Annotated in this window: 7 protein-coding genes, 1 tRNA gene and 2 rRNA genes; 4 read left to right on the top strand and 6 right to left on the bottom strand. The window is 55.2% G+C overall.

Features of this window, described 5'->3' with window-relative positions; translation table 11 throughout:
• Position 1 precedes the first annotated feature (1 nt).
• From BLV41_RS15560 to BLV41_RS15535, 6 genes are read right to left on the bottom strand one after another with little or no spacing between them, the layout of a single operon-like run.
• The gene (locus tag BLV41_RS15560) at positions 2 to 1,780 is read right to left on the bottom strand and encodes a protein kinase domain-containing protein (protein WP_074712392.1); all 1,779 of its coding nucleotides are present in this window, start codon (positions 1,778 to 1,780) and stop codon (positions 2 to 4) included.
• The gene (locus BLV41_RS15555) at positions 1,777 to 3,246 is read right to left on the bottom strand and encodes a peptidoglycan D,D-transpeptidase FtsI family protein (protein ID WP_074712391.1); all 1,470 of its coding nucleotides are present in this window, start codon (positions 3,244 to 3,246) and stop codon (positions 1,777 to 1,779) included. Before BLV41_RS15555 ends, BLV41_RS15560 begins: the two co-directional genes overlap by 4 nt.
• On the bottom strand, positions 3,243 to 4,637 hold the full coding sequence (locus tag BLV41_RS15550) for an FtsW/RodA/SpoVE family cell cycle protein (RefSeq protein WP_074712390.1): 1,395 nt from the start codon (positions 4,635 to 4,637) through the stop codon (positions 3,243 to 3,245). Before BLV41_RS15550 ends, BLV41_RS15555 begins: the two co-directional genes overlap by 4 nt.
• Entirely contained in the window at positions 4,634 to 6,265 is a 1,632-nt protein-coding gene (locus tag BLV41_RS15545) for a PP2C family protein-serine/threonine phosphatase (RefSeq protein ID WP_074712389.1), read from the bottom strand. The genes BLV41_RS15550 and BLV41_RS15545 overlap by 4 nt, the downstream gene beginning before the upstream one ends.
• A gap of 2 nt (positions 6,266 to 6,267) precedes the next feature.
• The gene (locus tag BLV41_RS15540) at positions 6,268 to 6,753 is read right to left on the bottom strand and encodes an FHA domain-containing protein FhaB/FipA (protein ID WP_074712388.1); all 486 of its coding nucleotides are present in this window, start codon (positions 6,751 to 6,753) and stop codon (positions 6,268 to 6,270) included.
• On the bottom strand, positions 6,750 to 7,553 hold the full coding sequence (locus tag BLV41_RS15535; RefSeq protein ID WP_074712387.1) for an FHA domain-containing protein: 804 nt from the start codon (positions 7,551 to 7,553) through the stop codon (positions 6,750 to 6,752). Before BLV41_RS15535 ends, BLV41_RS15540 begins: the two co-directional genes overlap by 4 nt.
• Before the next feature lie 380 nt (positions 7,554 to 7,933).
• Here BLV41_RS15535 and BLV41_RS15530 point away from each other — a divergent pair.
• The 4 genes from BLV41_RS15530 to BLV41_RS15515 all read left to right on the top strand — a co-directional run bounded on the left by BLV41_RS15530 (position 7,934) and on the right by BLV41_RS15515 (position 14,593).
• Positions 7,934 to 8,016, top strand: a tRNA-Leu gene (locus tag BLV41_RS15530).
• A 454-nt stretch (positions 8,017 to 8,470) separates the two neighbouring features.
• Positions 8,471 to 8,845, top strand: coding sequence for a phage holin family protein (locus BLV41_RS15525; RefSeq protein WP_074712386.1), 375 nt, complete (start codon positions 8,471 to 8,473; stop codon positions 8,843 to 8,845).
• A 498-nt stretch (positions 8,846 to 9,343) separates the two neighbouring features.
• Positions 9,344 to 10,881, top strand: a 16S ribosomal RNA gene (locus BLV41_RS15520).
• A 541-nt stretch (positions 10,882 to 11,422) separates the two neighbouring features.
• Positions 11,423 to 14,593, top strand: a 23S ribosomal RNA gene (locus BLV41_RS15515).
• Together the 16S and 23S rRNA genes form the textbook arrangement of a ribosomal RNA operon.
• Positions 14,594 to 14,636 lie beyond the last annotated feature (43 nt).

Raw genomic sequence — 14,636 nt, 5'->3', positions numbered from 1 at the left:
ATTACGGGGCTCCAGCTGTGGCCGAAGCCGTTGGTGCGGGCTCATCAGCAGGACCGGTGGAGACGTAGTAGGTAACTACCGAGCCTTTCGGTGTCTGGGTGCCAGCAGCCGGGTTGGTGCGGATGACCAGACCCTTAGCAACTGTCGACGACGGTTCTTCGACACGGGCCGGCATAAATCCGGCAGCGACCAAAGCGGCATCGTAGGCATTGCCCTCCTGGCCTGCGGAGGAGGGAACCGGCGCTGTTTCCGTGCCCTTGGAAACAGTCACGGTGATGGTGGAGCCGGCAGTCTGCAGTCCTGTCGGCGTCACAGACACGACGTTGCCGTCGGGTACCGAGGCACTGAACTCATCAACTCGGTTGACTACTAGTTCTGCACCGGTCAGAACCCCATTGACCTCATCAAAGGTCTTGCCGACGAGCATGTTGCTGATGACATCGAATTGCTTGGGAGCCTCGGTGGTGGGCTCGGGCGTTTCGGTGGGCGTAGGGGCCTCGGACGTCGTCGGAGGCGCCGTGCTGGGTCGCACGCTGGCGGTGGGCGAGGTGGACGTCGTGGGCGCCGGAGAATCCTTGTTTCCAAGAACTCCAGCACCTTGAAGAAGCAGAGCACCAACCGCAAAGACCAACAAAATCAGGAGTCCGATCAGCGGCCAGGTCCAGGGACTGCGGCCCTTCTTGGCAGGCTCTTCCACAGCTTCGTCGTCGTCCGCGCCGAACAATGCAGGCTGCTCATTCTCAGCCTGCCATGCACGTTCGGCACCGAGAATTTCAGCGCGCGTGGGACTCTGCCCTTGGGTATCTTCGGTCACGGCGGGGAGTGCTGTGGTGGTGGGCTCGGCAACGTTGCCAACAACCGACGTCGAAGCCGTTGCGTTGATGTCCACGGGAGCGGTGATGGGTCCTGTGGTTGCTTCGAACAACAGCATGCCGGGGACGGCCGCATGAGCGGCCTTGATGTCACCTTCACGGATGGCCTCGGCCGCTTCAGCCAACTTCAAGGCATTTGCCGGACGATTGGCCGGATCCTTGGACAGCATTGACATCAACAGCGCGCGCACGGGTGTGGGCAAAGTGTCAGGCAGCGGCGGCGGAGCGTCGTTGACCTGAGCCAAGGCAATGGCAATCTGGGATTCGCCCGAGAAAGGCCGGTGGCCCGTTATGCATTCATAACCTATAACGCCCAGGGAATATATATCGCTGGATCCTGTTGCGATCTGTCCGGTGGCCTGTTCTGGCGCTAGGTACTGCGCCGTGCCCATAACTTGGCCGGTCTGGGTCAACGGAACCTGATCAGCTAGACGGGCAATGCCAAAGTCGGTGATCTTGACCTTGTCTTCCGGCGTGATGAGCAGATTGCCGGGCTTGACGTCGCGGTGAACAAGACCCTGAGCGTGGGCAACAGCGAGGGCGCGGGCGGTCTGGGCGATCATGGACAGAGTCCAATCGGCCGAGAGTATGCGCTCACGCTCGATCAAGGTTGATAGCGGCTCGCCGGGAACTAGTTCCATGACCAAATACGCCGAACCATCTTCTTCGCCGTAGTCAAAGACGTTGGCGATTCCCTCGTGGTTGAGCAATGCGGTGTGTTTGGCTTCGGCACGGAAACGCGCCCGGAAACCGGGGTCTCCCGTGTATTCGTCCTTGAGGATCTTGATGGCAACTATGCGCCCCAGAACCTGGTCCTGAGCCCGCCACACCTCGCCCATGCCGCCGATGGCAATGCGTGATGTGAGTTGGAACCTGCCGCCTAAGGTGATACCAGAAATAGGCCTCACTTGTTCAACACCGCCTTGAAGAGTTTACTTGCGTTGGGACTTGTCAATTGTGCTCCGGTGGCCACGTCAACCTTCGGCATGACGATGGTGACCACCACTTCCGGGTCATTCGCCGGAGCGAAGCCCGTAAACCATGCGTTATTCATCATTACGCCACTTTCGTTCAGGCCGAGTTCTGCCGTCCCCGTCTTGGCAGCTACCTGGACACCTGGAACAGCCGCGGCCGATCCGATTCCGTTATCAACAACGCTGACCATCCATTCCTTGATCTGGGCTGCGATTTCCGGTGTTGTTGACTGCCTGAGAACTTCGGGTGTAAGTGAGGAAACGGTTTTGAGATCCGGTGTCCGGATGGTCTTCACCAGGTTTGGTGCCATCTGTTCGCCGCCATTGGCAATAGCTGCCGTCATCATGGCGATTTGCAGTGGCGACGCCAAGACGTCCTTCTGCCCAATTGCACTTTGCGCCAGAGACGGATCGTCCAGGGTGCCGTCGCTGCCAGGGAATCGGCTGTCAACAACCCGGTCCGGGAACTTCAAGGAGTTGTCATTAAAGCCAAACTTCTCAGCTTGGGCGGTAATGGCGTCCTGTCCAAGATCCAGGGCAATGCTTGCGAAGGGAGTGTTGCACGAATTTTCCAAAGCGAAGGCAAAAGTGGCTTTGTCCTTGGTGTAACACTGCCCGTTCGCGTAGTTAGGCAGGGCGTAGTTGATGCCGGGGAAAGCCAGTTCAGCAGGATTAGGCAGGACGCTGTCTTTGTTGTATTTCCCGGATTCCAGAGCGGCCGCGGTATCGATGATCTTGAAGACCGACCCAGGCGCGTAGAGCTTCGTATAGGCAGGAGAGCCGAACAAGTTAATACCCGGGACATCCACCAACTTCGCCATAGAGGCGTCAAAATCGGCCTTGTTGTGGGTGGCCATCAAATTGGTGTCATAGGAAGGTTTGGAGACCATGGCAATAATGGCTCCCGTCTTCGGATTCATGGCCACGATGGAGCCGCCAACATCATCCGGGATCATGTCGTAGGCCATTTTTTGAATTGTGGAGTCGATGGTCAGCTCGACCGAACGTCCCTGCTGTTGCTCCCCAGTGAATGCCTGGGCAATTCGGTCGAAGAGGGCCGAATCGGAATTTCCGGTCAATTCGTCCCGCATCTGTGCTTCTAAACCATACTGCCCGGAGAACTTGCTAAAGAACCCGGTCAGCCCGGCGTACAGTTCCGGATCGTTGTAGGTGCGCTGATACTTGCAGTCGGTGCCACTGGGCACGGATTCTGCAATGGCCTGACCGTCAACAAGAATGGGGCCCCGGTTACTGCAGAAGCTGGCAACAAGTTGGCGATCATTCTGCGGGTTCGCATTGAGTGAATCGACGGCAAAGAACTGGACATATGAAACTGCACCAAAGAGCAGCGCGAACAAGGCAATGGCCACAATCCACGAATTTCTGATCGCTTGATTCATGGTGAAGGCACCTCCTTAGGCGTTTGCTCGATATGGGGCTTGGAGTCGCCGTTGGCTTCCGGGCCGCTGACATTTATGGGACGCCTTGCAGCATCGGAGATCTTCAAGATCAGGGCCACGATTATCCAGTTTGCCAGCAACGATGAACCACCGGCGGCCAAGAATGGTGTGGTTAGTCCCGTCAAGGGAATGAGCCGGGTGACTCCGCCGATGATGATGAAGCACTGCAGTGCGACCGCGAAGGACAAGCCCACCGCCAGAAGTTTACCGAAGGCATCCCGGGTACCCAGGGCTGCCCGGAATCCTCGCGCCACCAAAATGGCATAGAGGCACAAGATCGCGAAGAGCCCGATTAAGCCCAATTCCTCGCCAATCACGGCGATGATCATGTCGCTGTTTGCCACAGGAAGTTTTTCAGAGGTCCCTTGGCCCAGACCCGTGCCAAACAACCCACCGTTGGCTAGACCAAACAATCCTTCAACGACCTGGAAGCTGCCAAATGCGGCGCCAATATATTCGGGGTCAAATGCGTTCACCCAAACGTCGATGCGTCGAGCGACATGCGGGAATATTTGGTATGCGGCAACGCCGCCCACGGCAATAAGACCCACACCGATGAAGATCCAGCTGACCCGGCTGGTGGCCACATAGATCATGACCATGAACAAACCAAAGAACAGGATTGAGGAACCCAAATCTCGCTGGAACACCAGCACGCCAACGCTGGCAAGCCACGCCACGATCATCGGAGCAAGATCTCGGGTTCGGGGGAGCTGCAGGGGGCCGATCTTTTTCCCCGCGAGCAGGATCAGATCCCTATTGGAAGATAAGTACCCTGCGAAGAATACAGCCAGTGTAATCTTGGCGATTTCGCCTGGCTGAAAGGTGAAAGGCCCAATGGAAATCCAGACCGTGGCGCCGTAGACGCTTCCAGCTGAGATGCCAGGAACCAGCGGAAGGATCAAAAGGACCACGGAAAGGACGAGGGAAATGTAGGTATACCGGCGCAGGATGCGATGATCCCGCAGGAACCACATCACAACAATGGCTGCAACAACAGCCAAGGTGGTCCACATCCACTGGCGGGTTGCTGCAGTGTCCCCCGAGGTGATGTCCAGGCGGTGAATGACCGCGAGGCCAAGGCCGTTCAATGCAACAACAACTGGCAATATAACCGGATCGGCATATTTTGCTCGAAGGCGCAACACTACATGGAAGCCAAACGAAAGCCCCGCCAAGATGGCGATCTGAGTATAGAAGTCATTGTCGAAACTACGCCCCAGATTAAGATTCACCAACGCGTTGGCCATAGCTGACATACCCAGGGCCAAGACGAGCAGGAGAAACTCGGTATTGCGGCGTGGCTTTGCCACTGTTAGTAACTGGCTCATTTTCCACCTCCGGGTGTACAGCTTGCCTGTGCTGTGCTGCTCACTGAAGGCGTAGCCGTGCCTGACGCTGTCGCAGTGGCTTTTGTAGAGGGTGCTGTTGTCGCGGACGGTTTTGCTGTGGACGGCGTGCTGCTCGGAGCAGTCGGGAGCAGTTCGCACGGAGGCAGGCTTGTGCCGGTTCCCAACTGCAAGTCGCTGATAATTTGTTCAGCGTCACCCAGCGTTGGTGCGGGCACCGTATTGGCAACGAGCTGTTGGGAATATGCTGGCAAAGAGTCGACCCTGACGTTTGTTTCCCGTTGCAGGCGCGACAAGGATATGGGACCAAGTGATTGGGAAACACCCTTGTAAATAGCCACATTTCCGTCCGCAGCACCCACAAAATACTGAGTCTGGGTCCACGCGTAGGCGGCCCAGGATCCTGCAATGAGCAGCAAGGCAACAAGCACACTGATGATGGTGAGCAACCATGGACGGCGACGCAGGCGAGGCAGGGAGACCTCAGTGTCTTCCACAATTGTGGGTGCTTCAGTTGCCGGTTTGTGAGTCAGCACCGTGGCCGCCCGCGGAATGGCGGGTTGCCGGGCCAGCTGAGGGATTTTACCTTCGGCGTTGGCCGTTACGGCAGCGCCGACTAACTCATGTTCGCGTGAAGCGAGTTCCAGGCGGACGGCGTCCGCCCGAACATACGAATCGAGGGCTTCAGGTTCATTGTCGGCTTCTGCATCTGCGTCCGCATCATCAGCTGTAACAGCTGAATCAGGATCTGTGGAAGTCTCAACTTCAGACCGTGCCGGGTCACCGACGTCGGGCACCTCGTCTTCTATTGTCAGGACTGGGGCCTCAGCGTCCAAAGCAGCGGCTGGAACGGTCTCGAGTGCAGCTGTCTGGTCCGGGACGTCTTCAGCAATATCGAAAACCACCACCGTGACATTGTCTGGTGAACCGGCCGCTAGGGTCAGATCAATCAATGTTTCGGCGGAGGTGGCCAGAGATTTGGTGTTGCGAATGACCTCTTCCACCATCGCATGGCGGACAAAGTTCAGGCCATCCGAGCAAAGTAGCCAGCGATCCCCCGGGATGGCGTCAAAATACTTCAGATCAAGTTCAGGCGAGGCATCAACGTCACCCAACACACGCATCAGTACATTCTTGTGGGGATGAACTTCAGCCTCAGCCTCGGTCATTCGCCCTTCATCGATCATGCGCTGGACAAAGGTGTGGTCAGTACTCAGTTGTTCAAAGACACCGTCACGCAATCTATATGCTCGCGAGTCACCAATATGAGCGTAGGCAAGCTTATTACCGGAAAGCAGCAAGGCTGTGACGGTGGTGCCCATGCCAGCCAATTTAGGGTTTACATGGACCAATTCTGACAGGAGGGAATTTGCGCTTTGAATCTCGTCTGCAAGATGGGTTCCGGCGTCCTCCTTATGCCGATTGTGATCCAGGTGAATCAAGTCAAGGACCGTCGATGCGCTGGCGACATCACCGCCAGCGTGCCCGCCCATACCGTCAGCAACCACTGCCAAATATCGACCGGCGTATGCTGAATCGTCGTTCTTCGCCCTGACTAACCCCACATGTGAGCGGGCTGCGTAGCGCAGAATGAGCGGGTACTCGGCCATGGTTACGGCCTCAATTCAATGACCGTTTTGCCGATCCGCACAGGGACCCCGAGTTCCACGGGGAGGGCGCGCGTCAATGGGCTACCACCTAGGAATGTTCCGTTCGTGGAACCCAAATCTTCAACAAACCAGCGGGTGCCCTGCGGAAATAGACGAGCGTGCCGACCTGAAGCATAGTCATCCTCAAGCACCAAGGTGGCATCCTGGGCGCGGCCCAACAGAATGGGTACGCCGGATAGCTCCAGCGTGGTGCCAGCAAGCGGGCCTTCTGTGACAACCAAAGCTCGAGCCTGAACCTTTGCGGGCGGCGCCTCTTCAACCAGCTCCGGGTGCTTACGGGCCTGACGGGCTGTCGGTTCACCCACCTTTGCCTTACGGCCGATCACTAGGTCTCGGCGCATTGCCGCGACAACGCTGAAGACCATGATCCACATGAGAACCAGGAATCCGAAGCGCAAAATGGTTACAACAAGGCTTAGATCATTCATCGGGAGCCTCCGTTGCGCGCGGGAACAATGCGGAAAACTATTTGGGTGCGTCCCATGGTGATATTTGACCCGTCATGCAGATCTGCAGTTCCTTGAACTCGGCGGCCATCAACATAACTACCGTTGGTTGAACCAAGATCAACCGCCGTGCTGATGCCGTCGGCCGTGCGAATCTCCAAGTGCTTACGTGAGACGCCGGTGTCGTCGATGAGGATATCGGCCTCAGATGAGCGGCCAAGAACGATTGTTGAGGCGTTCAAAGAGTACCGCTGTCCGTCGATGTCTAGAACAGGCTGTCCATTAACTGCGGCAGGGGTGGCTTGCCTTTTGTACACAGGGGCGGGAGCCTGTGCGGCGCCAGGGTTCTGACTTGGCTTGGCCGGCGGGTTTACGGGAGGCTTCGGGCGCAAGTTCTGTGCGGGCATGCCATTCTCCCTCTCCGTGGCGGAGCGGACCTCAAATTGGCCAGGACGCAGGCTCTGGTCATGGTTGAAGGCAACGCGGACAGGACCTTGAAGTACGTAGCCCTGGCTGCGGGAATGGTTAATCACCACATCGCAAAGCTCTTCAGCCAGGGTGACGCCCCACGAGCGGGCCCGCTCAAAGTCTGCGTCGCCCAAATCTACATTGAAGACATTGGGAGCCAATGTGCGCCCGGCATCCAAGGTCATGGCTTTGTCATCGAGCTCCCGGCGAAGGGCGCTGGCCATCTCCACCGGTTGCAGGGTCTTTGAACCCAAAGAGAAGGCGCCTCGGACTGCCTTTTCAATGCCTTTCTCAACGTTGTCAAACAATCCCATATGCTCTCCTCTCCTTCGGCTGCAGCAGTTATTAGGCTGTGCTAGATCTCGGTGTCGACTGCCCTAACCGAGGGCACAGCCTGTAAGTTGTCCACGCCGCGGGCAACCCTGTTCAAGGTCGATACTACTGCCGGAGTCTTTGAATATACCTATCAGTGGGTACCGATGTGGCAAATTTCCTACCAGGGTAGGGGAGTGTACTGGTGGGATGTGCTGAGTAAAAAACTGCATGTTCTAGCGGAATTTGGGCCTTTAATGGTGGCCAACAGGGGCCCAGGACACCTCGTTTTGGTTAATTGGCACAATGTCCTATATGCTTGATCTCGCTGTTCCACTGAATGTTGAAAACAACTCAACGCATCGGTGGATTGCAAAAAAACGCGCGAGTGGCGGAACGGCAGACGCGCTGGCTTCAGGTGCCAGTGTCCGAAAGGGCGTGGGGGTTCAAATCCCCCCTCGCGCACGTTTTGAAATTTCCCCGGCAAACCATTGGTTTGCCGGGGATTTTTTGGTTTAAGTCTTGGCCCGGCTTGTAGGACGAAGAATGAGCCTGGCACGGGATGTGGCGGTGAGTGTTGCCCGCAAGCACTTCCCCGGCGGGTGCTCCCGTGACGCTAGTACTCTTCTCCAGTACAGAGGAATCCGATCGCTCCTTCTGCGGGGTTCTGATTCTTGGGAGCCTCTTTATTTCTGAGTGCATCTTTGCACCCACGAAATCGACATGCTCGACCGGTACAAGGTCTCCCTTTCAACGTGGGCTGCCCCCTTTCTCTGCGATTCGCAGCGCAGGTGCATTTGGGTCCCAACTGCACCTATATAGAGGGATGGATGCGTCCCTATATATAGGTGCAGTTATGTGAGTGTCGTCGAACCACGTTTTCTGAGCCAAACGACCAGCTGCAGCATAGGATCAAGGCATGAAGAAACTCTTGATTGGTGTTGGTGTCCAGCTTGGTAGCTCAGCGGTTGCAATCATTGTGGCTGCACTACTGCTTCCACGGTTCAGCCTGGGAATTGGTGGGTTCCTTACGGCCGTAGTCATATTCACGATTGCCCAGTCACTCTTAGCTGGTGCGGTGGCCAGGCTGGCAAGCAAGCACGTACCGGCATTCGCGGGCCTAGCCTCATTGGTCTCCACCTTGCTGGCTTTGATCATTGCAAACTTGCCCTTCGGTGGCATCAGGATCCATGGCTTTGTGACCTGGCTTCTAGCAGCCCTTATTGTGTGGGTCATTACCGGACTCTGCGCAACCCTGGCACCCAAGTACTTGCTCAAGAACGCCGGCAGTTAAGTCTGCTGGTGGACCACCTCTGCACGAGCCCACTTGTGGGCCCTGTGGATTTGCATGTCCGAGAAAAGGTGTGTATTGTTTTCTGAGTTGCCCCGCTTGGTGCGGGTGTGAAAATCCTGAGTTTGTTTCGGCCGGTTTATTCCGGTTGTTTTTCATGTCTTGGGTGGTTGTTTTACTCTTTATGGGGTGAATGCCGGCGGGTTTATGGATTTGCTTTTTGAAAGCTGGTTCGGTAAGCTTGCAAAGTTGCCCTGGTGCTGATCGTCAAGGATTTACCTGTTGTTTACGGGTTGTTGTTGGTGTGTGGCTGGGTGTGGTTGTTGTTTGAGAACTCAATAGTGTGCCAAGTTTTATTGATACCAATTTATTTATATTGAATTGGTTATTTGATTGGTTGTTGCCGCCCCTGTGGTGATGGCTGATCGTTTAGCTGGTTTCGAATTTAGTGCATGTGTTCATTACCTTTTTCCGGTGTGAATGTGTGTGTCTGTTTAGTTATTAACGGAGAGTTTGATCCTGGCTCAGGATGAACGCTGGCGGCGTGCTTAACACATGCAAGTCGAACGATGAACCGGTGCTTGCACTGGGGATTAGTGGCGAACGGGTGAGTAACACGTGAGTAACCTGCCCTTAACTCTGGGATAAGCCTTGGAAACGAGGTCTAATACTGGATATTGACTTTTCCTCGCATGGGGATTGGTTGAAAGATTTATTGGTTTTGGATGGACTCGCGGCCTATCAGCTTGTTGGTGAGGTAATGGCTCACCAAGGCGACGACGGGTAGCCGGCCTGAGAGGGTGACCGGCCACACTGGGACTGAGACACGGCCCAGACTCCTACGGGAGGCAGCAGTGGGGAATATTGCACAATGGGCGAAAGCCTGATGCAGCGACGCCGCGTGAGGGATGACGGCCTTCGGGTTGTAAACCTCTTTCAGTAGGGAACAAGGCCAGACGTTGTCTGGTTGAGGGTACTTGCAGAAGAAGCGCCGGCTAACTACGTGCCAGCAGCCGCGGTAATACGTAGGGCGCAAGCGTTATCCGGAATTATTGGGCGTAAAGAGCTCGTAGGCGGTTTGTCGCGTCTGCCGTGAAAGTCCGGGGCTCAACTCCGGATCTGCGGTGGGTACGGGCAGACTAGAGTGATGTAGGGGAGACTGGAATTCCTGGTGTAGCGGTGAAATGCGCAGATATCAGGAGGAACACCGATGGCGAAGGCAGGTCTCTGGGCATTAACTGACGCTGAGGAGCGAAAGCATGGGGAGCGAACAGGATTAGATACCCTGGTAGTCCATGCCGTAAACGTTGGGCACTAGGTGTGGGGGACATTCCACGTTTTCCGCGCCGTAGCTAACGCATTAAGTGCCCCGCCTGGGGAGTACGGCCGCAAGGCTAAAACTCAAAGGAATTGACGGGGGCCCGCACAAGCGGCGGAGCATGCGGATTAATTCGATGCAACGCGAAGAACCTTACCAAGGCTTGACATGAACTGGAAACGCTTGGAAACAAGTGCCCCGCTTGCGGTCGGTTTACAGGTGGTGCATGGTTGTCGTCAGCTCGTGTCGTGAGATGTTGGGTTAAGTCCCGCAACGAGCGCAACCCTCGTTCTATGTTGCCAGCACGTAATGGTGGGGACTCATAGGAGACTGCCGGGGTCAACTCGGAGGAAGGTGAGGACGACGTCAAATCATCATGCCCCTTATGTCTTGGGCTTCACGCATGCTACAATGGCCGGTACAATGGGTTGCGATACTGTGAGGTGGAGCTAATCCCAAAAAGCCGGTCTCAGTTCGGATTGGGGTCTGCAACTCGACCCCATGAAGTCGGAGTCGCTAGTAATCGCAGATCAGCAACGCTGCGGTGAATACGTTCCCGGGCCTTGTACACACCGCCCGTCAAGTCACGAAAGTTGGTAACACCCGAAGCCGGTGGCCTAACCCCCTTGTGGGGAGGGAGCTGTCGAAGGTGGGACTGGCGATTGGGACTAAGTCGTAACAAGGTAGCCGTACCGGAAGGTGCGGCTGGATCACCTCCTTTCTAAGGAGCACCAAACGCCACGAGATGGCCCGCATGGGTTGTGTTGGTGGTGTGAGGAGTAAAGACTCATTGCCAGAACGTATGTTTCTGGGTGAGTTGCTCAAGGGTGGAATATCAATAAAATAGCCGATGATCGGTCACGCTTAGCCTGGTTCAAGTACAACACCTCTTTTGGGGTGTGAGGAACGAACCTTTCGGGTTGAGGGTTTTCTGGTTGTTATGTGTTTGGCACACTGTTGGGTCCTGAAACAACAACTGTTTCGATCCGCACCCCTGTGGGGTGTGTGGTTGAAGGGGTTGGTGTGTTTCTGGTTTCCCGCACACAACGGATCCACCGATGAAACACTTTTGCGTGTTGTTGGGTGGGGATGTGTGTGGTGGGGTTGTTGTTTGAGAACTACATAGTGAACGCGAGCATCTTTATAAAGAAGCAATTTCTTTGAGATAATTAGAACCTGGATCTGATGCTGGTACACCTTTTGGGTGTGGTGGTAGCGGTTTTCATGGTTCTCTCGATAAGTAAGAGTGACAACTTGTGTGTTGTCAAGTTTTTAAGGGCACACGGTGAATGCCTTGGCATTAGGAGCCGAAGAAGGACGTAGGAATCTGCGATAAGCCTCGGGGAGTTGATAACCAAACTTTGATCCGAGGGTGTCCGAATGGGGGAACCCCGCCACCGGTTGCAAGACCAGGTGGTGACCCGCATCTGAATATATAGGATGTGTGGAGGGAACGTGGGGAAGTGAAACATCTCAGTACCCACAGGAAGAGAAAACAAAAGTGATTCCGTTAGTAGTGGCGAGCGAACGCGGAACAGGCTAAACCGTGTCATGTGTGATAGCCGGCGGGCGTTGCATGGTGCGGGGTTGTGGGACTTACCGTGACGGATCTGCCGGTTCGTTGAGGGGAATGGTGCATGTATAGGTGAACGGTTTTGAATGGCCGACCGTAGAGGGTGAGAGTCCCGTAACTGAAATGCAGTGCACTCCCTTAGGTGAGTATCCCAAGTAGCACGGGGCCCGAGAAATCCCGTGTGAATCTGTCAGGACCACCTGATAAGCCTAAATACTACCTAATGACCGATAGCGGACAAGTACCGTGAGGGAAAGGTGAAAAGTACCCCGGGAGGGGAGTGAAATAGTACCTGAAACCGTGTGCTTACAATCCGTCAGAGCAAGCGTGCACCTTGGTGTAGTTGTTCTTGTGATGGCGTGCCTTTTGAAGAATGAGCCTGCGAGTTAGTGTTACGTCGCGAGGTTAACCCGTGTGGGGAAGCCGTAGCGAAAGCGAGTCTGAATAGGGCGAGTGTAGTGGCGTGATCTAGACCCGAAGCGAAGTGATCTACCCATGGCCAGGTTGAAGCGCGTGTAAGAGCGCGTGGAGGACCGAACCCACTTCAGTTGAAAATGGAGGGGATGAGCTGTGGGTAGGGGTGAAAGGCCAATCAAACTTCGTGATAGCTGGTTCTCCCCGAAATGCATTTAGGTGCAGCGTTGCGTGTTTCTTACCGGAGGTAGAGCTACTGGATGGCTAATGGGCCCTACAAGGTTACTGACGTCAGCCAAACTCCGAATGCCGGTAAGTCAGAGCGTAGCAGTGAGACTGTGGGGGATAAGCTTCATAGTCGAGAGGGAAACAGCCCAGACCACCAACTAAGGCCCCTAAGCGTGTGCTAAGTGGGAAAGGATGTGGGATTGCTTAGACAACCAGGAGGTTGGCTTAGAAGCAGCCATCCTTAAAAGAGTGCGTAATAGCTCACTGGTCAAGTGATTCCGCGCCGACAATGTAGCGGGGCTCAAGTACACCGCCGAAGTTGTGGATTTCAAACATTGCCCTAGCCATTAGGTTCGTCCTGTGGTTCAGGGGTTTGGAGTGGTAGGGGAGCGTCGTGTAGGCATTGAAGTCGCAGTGTGAACTAGCGGTGGAGCCTACACGAGTGAGAATGCAGGCATGAGTAGCGAAAGACGGGTGAGAAACCCGTCCGCCGAATGATCAAGGGTTCCAGGGTCAAGCTAATCTGCCCTGGGTAAGTCGGGACCTAAGGCGAGGCCGACAGGCGTAGTCGATGGACAACGGGTTGATATTCCCGTACCGGTGAAGAACCGCCCATATTGAACTAAGGATACTAACCACCCAAACCACTAATTGCGTGCCTTCGGGCCAGGATTGTGTGGGGAGCGTGGGACCTGACTTAGGGAGGTAAACGTATTAACAGGTGTGACGCAGGAAGGTAGCCGAGCCGGGCGATGGTTGTCCCGGTCTAAGGACGTAGGAAACACGATAGGCAAATCCGTCGTGTTGTCTTCAATGACGATTCTGAGATCTGATGGGACCCCCGTAGGGGGGAATTCGGTGATCCTATGCTGCCTAGAAAAGCATCGACGTGAGGTTCAAACTGCCCGTACCCCAAACCGACACAGGTGATCAGGTAGAGAATACTAAGGCGATCGAGAGAATTATGGTTAAGGAACTCGGCAAAATGCCCCCGTAACTTCGGGAGAAGGGGGGCCTGCCCCGTGAAGAAGATTTACTCTTCATGAGCGGGTGTGGGCCGCAGAGACCAGGGGGAAGCGACTGTTTACTAAAAACACAGGTCCGTGCGAAGTCGCAAGACGATGTATACGGACTGACTCCTGCCCGGTGCTGGAAGGTTAAGAGGACCGGTTAGCTCAACTTGTTGAGCGAAGCTGAGAATTTAAGCCCCAGTAAACGGCGGTGGTAACTATAACCATCCTAAGGTAGCGAAATTCCTTGTCGGGTAAGTTCCGACCTGCACGAATGGAGTAACGACTTCCCCGCTGTCTCAACCATAAACTCGGCGAAATTGCAGTACGAGTAAAGATGCTCGTTACGCGCAGCAGGACGGAAAGACCCCGAGACCTTTACTATAGTTTGGTATTGGTGTTCGGAGTGGCTTGTGTAGGATAGGTGGGAGACTGTGAAGTCACGACGCTAGTTGTGATGGAGTCATCGTTGAAATACCACTCTGGTCACTTTGGACATCTAACTTCGGCCCGTAATCCGGGTCAGGGACAGTGCCTGATGGGTAGTTTAACTGGGGCGGTTGCCTCCTAAAAAGTAACGGAGGCGCCCAAAGGTTCCCTCAGCCTGGTTGGCAATCAGGTATCGAGTGTAAGTGCACAAGGGAGCTTGACTGTGAGAGGGACACCTCAAGCAGGGACGAAAGTCGGGACTAGTGATCCGGCGGCACATTGTGGAATGGCCGTCGCTCAACGGATAAAAGGTACCTCGGGGATAACAGGCTGATCTTGCCCAAGAGTCCATATCGACGGCATGGTTTGGCACCTCGATGTCGGCTCGTCGCATCCTGGGGCTGGAGTAGGTCCCAAGGGTTGGGCTGTTCGCCCATTAAAGCGGTACGCGAGCTGGGTTTAGAACGTCGTGAGACAGTTCGGTCCCTATCCGCTGCGCGCGCAGGAAATTTGAGAAGGGCTGTCCTTAGTACGAGAGGACCGGGACGGACGAACCTCTGGTGTGTCAGTTGTACTGCCAAGTGCATCGCTGATTAGCTACGTTCGGATGGGATAACCGCTGAAAGCATCTAAGCGGGAAGCCCGCTTCAAGATGAGATTTCCATACACGTAAGTGTGAGAGGCCCCCAGCTAGACCACTGGGTTGATAGGCCGGATGTGGAAGCGAGGACTAAAGACTCGTGAAGCTGACCGGTACTAATAGGCCGATAACTTACACAACACACACATCTTTATACACAAAGATTGCTCGCGTTCACTATG

Source organism: Arthrobacter alpinus, assembly GCF_900105965.1.
Classification (GTDB): domain Bacteria; phylum Actinomycetota; class Actinomycetes; order Actinomycetales; family Micrococcaceae; genus Specibacter; species Specibacter alpinus.
The sequence above is the reverse complement of the archived record's forward strand: the minus strand, read 5'-3'. Positions and strand labels throughout refer to the sequence as shown.

Bases quoted from the DNA above. Each gene is read 5' to 3' on its own strand.
- BLV41_RS15545 (WP_074712389.1), bottom strand. From the start codon at position 6,265: ATGGCCGAGTACCCGCTCATTCTGCGCTACGCAGCCCGCTCACATGTG.
- BLV41_RS15540 (WP_074712388.1), bottom strand. From the start codon at position 6,753: ATGAATGATCTAAGCCTTGTTGTAACCATTTTGCGCTTCGGATTCCTG.
- BLV41_RS15535 (WP_074712387.1), bottom strand. From the start codon at position 7,553: ATGGGATTGTTTGACAACGTTGAGAAAGGCATTGAAAAGGCAGTCCGA.
- BLV41_RS15555 (WP_074712391.1), bottom strand. From the start codon at position 3,246: ATGAATCAAGCGATCAGAAATTCGTGGATTGTGGCCATTGCCTTGTTC.
- BLV41_RS15525 (WP_074712386.1), top strand. From the start codon at position 8,471: ATGAAGAAACTCTTGATTGGTGTTGGTGTCCAGCTTGGTAGCTCAGCG.
- BLV41_RS15550 (WP_074712390.1), bottom strand. From the start codon at position 4,637: ATGAGCCAGTTACTAACAGTGGCAAAGCCACGCCGCAATACCGAGTTT.